At 39.9% G+C, this 5,033-nt stretch carries 5 protein-coding genes; 1 reads left to right on the top strand and 4 read right to left on the bottom strand.

Annotation, left to right across the window (positions count from 1 at the left end; translation table 11 throughout):
* The 3 genes from AC1DRQ_RS29410 to AC1DRQ_RS29400 all read right to left on the bottom strand — a co-directional run.
* Positions 1 to 1,166: sensor histidine kinase (locus AC1DRQ_RS29410; RefSeq protein ID WP_477429369.1), on the bottom strand; the 1,166-nt coding region annotated here is incomplete at its 3' end.
* 102 nt (positions 1,167 to 1,268) lie between these two features.
* Complete coding sequence (gene epsC, locus AC1DRQ_RS29405) at positions 1,269 to 2,087, bottom strand: serine O-acetyltransferase EpsC (protein ID WP_477429367.1); 819 nt, start codon at positions 2,085 to 2,087, stop codon at positions 1,269 to 1,271.
* Between the two features lie 107 nt (positions 2,088 to 2,194).
* Entirely contained in the window at positions 2,195 to 2,515 is a 321-nt protein-coding gene (locus AC1DRQ_RS29400) for a hypothetical protein (protein ID WP_477429365.1), read from the bottom strand.
* A 363-nt stretch (positions 2,516 to 2,878) separates the two neighbouring features.
* Here AC1DRQ_RS29400 and AC1DRQ_RS29395 point away from each other — a divergent pair, with 363 nt between their 5' ends.
* Complete coding sequence (locus AC1DRQ_RS29395) at positions 2,879 to 3,559, top strand: acyltransferase (RefSeq protein WP_477429363.1); 681 nt, start codon at positions 2,879 to 2,881, stop codon at positions 3,557 to 3,559.
* 27 nt (positions 3,560 to 3,586) lie between these two features.
* On the opposite strand, the gene AC1DRQ_RS29390 is transcribed toward AC1DRQ_RS29395, so the two are convergent.
* Positions 3,587 to 4,948, bottom strand: a complete 1,362-nt coding sequence (locus AC1DRQ_RS29390) for an oligosaccharide flippase family protein (RefSeq protein ID WP_429397414.1) — start codon at positions 4,946 to 4,948, stop codon at positions 3,587 to 3,589.
* Between the last annotated feature and the right edge of the window lie 85 nt (positions 4,949 to 5,033).

The raw sequence follows: 5,033 nt of genomic DNA, 5'->3' as shown, positions 1-5,033 counted from the left end.
CTATCATACACCTGTTCAAAACTTTCAAATACTTTGTGGTGGTCATTTTTAGCTATACCAATGCCCGTGTCTTCAACCATAAATCTGATTTCAACCGATGTAGTACTGATGTTTAAACAATGGGCCTCCACCTTAATGTACCCTTGCTGGGTGAACTTTAGAGCGTTAGACAACAAATTATTGAAAATTTGAATGARCCGCAGGTCATCCACGTAAACCATACTATTGAGCTTTTGATCTATATCAATGATAAGGTCAAGGCCTTTTTCACGGATTGAAGTAGTGAAGGGCATACCAATGTTGGTTAATAATTGATAAAGATTCAGTTTTACAGGATGAATTTCGAGCTTATCTGCTTCAATTCTATTGAAATCCAGGATGTTGTTAACCTGTTGCAACATATGATCCGAACAATAGATCAATGTCTGAAAATATTCATCTTTATACAAGCCATGGTCTTGCCTTAGCAAATTTAAGGTACCAATAATGCCATTTAAAGGTGTCCTTAACTCGTGTCCCATTGTAGACAGGAACCTGGTCCTTGCATCAATTGCCAGTTTACTTTGGTTTAGTAATTCATGTATATATTTTTTTTCAAAAACAATATAAGAGGTAGCAAAAATTATCGTCATAATGATTGCAATAAATCTGTTTACAACGGAAAGTTTACTGGCCTGCTGTGCATTAAATGCTTCTAAAGGAGACAGATGGAGCCCCAAAAAAATACAAATACTGAAAGAGGAAATTATCAGTAAAATATAAACCAATGGTTCCCATAATTTCGATTCCTTAAAATCAATGAGGATGGGCACTGTAACCATTAATGGAAAAAAGTACAGGTACTGTTCCGTTTGGATGCCCTCAAGGCAAACCAGCAGGATCAGCAATCCGCAGACAGTTGATATGATCGCGATTTTCAGATTTTTGATTGCCTGATGGTATTTTAACAGGAGAAACATCAGGACAGCGAAGCAAAAGCAGGCCACCAGAAAAGCCGAAACTAATAAGCCAAGCCATAGGTCATATACGGAGAGGAGCATACCCGCGGCCAGCGTTGCGATACCAAGCTGATATGTCCTTTTTGGCACATTTTTGATATCAAAAAGGGCGTGCAGGTAGGATTTGCTGTTTTTTTGTGATGGAGCTATATTACCAAGGTTTTTCATATTGTTTTACCGGAAGAAATCCATTTATATTTATTACTGCTTGCAGGCCAAAACAGTTCATCAGCCATTTTATGTTGCCCTGGTTGTTTTATCACTATTGAGTTACGGAGTAGACGTTTCTCTTTTATTTACTGTTTTATAATGGGGCGTATGATAAAGTACGGAATAAGGCGGAATGCTTGACGTTAACCAAACGTTGCCCCCGATCACGCTATGATGACCTATGATTGTATTTCCTCCCAATATGGTTGCCCCGGAGTAAATGATCACATTGTCCTCCAGTGATGGATGGCGTTTGGTATGTGCCATGCCTTTATCAACACTTAATGCCCCAAGCGTCACACCCTGGTATAGTTTAACATGCCTACCTATTGTACAGCTTTCACCAATCACAATGCCGGTGCCGTGATCTATATGAAAATACGGGCCAATCGTGGCGGCCGGATGGATATCAATGCCCGTTTTGGAATGCGCGTATTCGGTAATAATACGGGGCAACAGGCTGATATGGAGTTTGCTTAATGCGTGGGCTATACGATAAAGCGATATAGCGAGAAAACCCGGATAGGTTCTGATCACTTCAAATTCGCTGTGCGCTGCCGGGTCGCCTTCCAGAATAGCTTCCAGGTCACTTTTTATCAGGCTGTATAACGAAGGAACTGAGTCAAAGAATAATGAGGCCGGGCATGAACCGTCGTGCTGTTTTGAACCGCTGACATCTGCAACCATACGATGCAATTTGTTTTTTAAGTCCGAAAATTCATTTTCGATCTGCTGTATGTGATTAAACGTTTTGTTTGCTTGTTCCGGAAACAGTAAAGCGATTAAACCGGTGGCCCAACCCGTTATTTCCTTATTATCTGGTACGATTTCGGCCAACTGATGTTTATTTAGAATGTATTGATAAAATGGTGGGGTCATATCAGATTTCTAGGGTTACTTTAAACTGTCAATATGCGTTTTACTTGCCGTTGTTTTCTATAGTGTGGCTTCTTTAATTTCGTTGTGAGGCCCGGTTCCATTATTTATCATGTTTTAGTATTTAACCAAAAAGACTTCAAAAACGGGTAGTGTTTAATCAGCGCCTGATGGTCAGGATTGACGGAGGACCATGGCCTGTCAATAGGAACGGGTTTCAAAGGTCTTTTTTTCTCTGGCCGAAAATATTTCGTGAAATCCGAGCCGTTTAACCCGGGTGCACGCAGATCGTGCAGTTTAATGTCGGGCAACTCTTCCCCCTTTTGTGGACTTTTCTCTACTGGCAGCATCTTGTTTGAATTTTCAAATATGCCATAATACTTGAAAAGCGTCTTGGCAATGGTATATTCCAGAGAATTGTCGTTGATCATCAGTAAATATTATCTGGTTATCTAACCCTGCTTAGTCAAATATGATGCCTTAGCTCTGCCGGGGATATTTCTGACTGGCAGTGTTTTAACCAGTAATTAAAGTGTTGGGGAAATTTATATATTAGCTAAATAAACTATACGGATACTGGGCGGAATTTTTTTTATTACCCAAACAGTAAATGTGCCCTCCGTGGTAATAAAGGGCTTTTTCGAACCGGTTGCGTTTTACTGCACAAGCTACAAAAGTATGGCTTACAAACCAGCAATGCCGAATGCAAACAATTGGTATCAGGTTTGAAGAGGCTGGCATAGTTTAACAACGGTTATTCTCATCTTTTTATTTAATTCTTTCCGGGTTTTAGCATGAAACAAAAAATCAAAAGTTTAATATCATTTTTTAACTATATCATGCTGTTATTGCATTTAAAGAAAAGCCAGATCAAAGGGAGCAGCTTCTTTAAGACAACCATCCGTTTTCAGCGTTCCACCAACATCGGGATTTTCTGTTCAAGAATAGAAAATACATCATTAACCGTCTCAGGAAGTGATAATAAGGTGGCTTTCCATAACGCTTATGTTGCTGGTTCGGTTATTAGTATTGAAGGAAGTCAAAATCAGGTTAACTTTGAAAAAGGCGTGATGTTCCGGGATTCCTCATTGATTATCCGCGGCGAAAATTGTGTGGTTAACATCGGAGCGGATACTACGTTTGGTGGCATCCGGATTGTTAACGCCGGCAAGAATAATAATATATCGATCGGTTCGAATTGTTTGTTTTCGGACCATATCGAATTATGGGCCAGTGATACGCACCCCATTTTTAATGAAAGCGGCCAAATCATTAACCCGGAAAAGCCAATTTTTATAGGTGACCATGTATGGGTTGGGAGTAAAGTAACCATACTTAAAGGAGTCACTATCCAAAGCGGAAGCATTATTGGAATGGGCTCCGTTGTTACCAGGGATGTGCCTTCAAATGTGATCAGCGCCGGCTACCCCAACAAGACTATAAAAGAAAATGTTTCCTGGAAACTTGAATATTAGGGTTTAATAAGCAGTTTGCCATTACCCTTATTTTGCCCAAACTCCGGTGTCTTTTTCATTAGTGATGCGGTTTACCTGGTAGGTAAGAAAAACGTTAATGATCAGCACCAGGATGATGTTGGCTAAAACGGTGCCATACAGACCAACCAGCTTGATTAAATAAATTGATAATGGAATGTTCAGGACTGCAGTGCTGATAACCAGGATCAGCTGTATTCTTAACTTTCCGATCCCATTAAGCGCACTGGAGTAAATTCCCTGCCAGTTGGTAGAAATGACATATACCGTCATGGCTAACGACAACTGGAACGGTACATGCACTGTGTCGCCTATCCAGAGATGGTAAAATAACTGTGAACCAACAAATAACAGTATGGCTAATCCGCTGATATAAAGCCACTGCTTCCTCATTTTCTGAATAGATTGTTTGATCCAACTCATATCCTTTTTGGCATAAGCGTCGGTAAAGGCACTCCAATAGGGGGTAAGTATGATGACAAAGATTACCTGTATTAAAGAAAAATATTTATAAGCCAGATTGAATACGGTAACATCCTGAGGGCCCAGGTTACGGGAGATAACAATGTTATCCGTTTGGAAGAGCACTATTGCGCCGATCTGGATGAAAAAAAACACCCCACCTGTATTCAGCAGGCTCTTGGCACTGGACAGATCTATAAAGCGGAATTTGGGTGCGTATGCTTTTAGTGACGTATTGAAAAAGTAAAAGTTTGCTATTAAAAAGACAATAACAGGGGATATACTGACTGCTACGACCAACAGGAATAGATTGCCTTTTGTGAAAACGGTAAGCAGATAGATAGCCAATAATGTTAATGCCTGTCCGCAAAGAGCGATCAGTGATGCTTTAAAAGGTTGGTGAGATGCCGTTAAAACACTATTTACCGGTTGAAGGAAAAATTGAACGCAGAAGGCGCCGAGTGTAATGGTGATAATGGGCCAAATATCGTAGGTTACCGCGTTTTTGATATTCAATAACGCGTTCCAGTCGAAAAGCGAACCGGTAACGTAGAATAAAAGAAAAGTAACGGCCGCTATCAAAAACAGGATGGCATATGTTGTGCTTATATACCGGGCAATATTTTCAGTTTCATTTAATGCCAGGGAGCGTGCCATCTTATTTCTTAATCCATTGCTTAGCCCGATATCAAAGGTATTGATCCAGCTTACCATTGAACTGATTGTAAGCCAAATACCATATTGCCCTGCATTAATGTAATGAATGGTTAACGGGATGAGTATAAAGCCCACAAGCACACTTGCTCCTTTGATTAAGAATGAATAAATAATATTCTTCTTTAATTTTAGCGTTCGTTCGTGACCAACGGTCCAAAAGGTTTGTGCTTTGCTTCTTAATGATGTTAACATTCTTTGCCGGTAAATTTGATAAAATAAAATGCGGAATCCCGCCGGTTATATCTTCTTAATCTGAAATATTTAGCTGTTATAGAAT

Source organism: Mucilaginibacter sp. P4_E8 (assembly GCF_056401495.1).
This window is presented reverse-complemented; position numbering and strand designations above follow the sequence as displayed.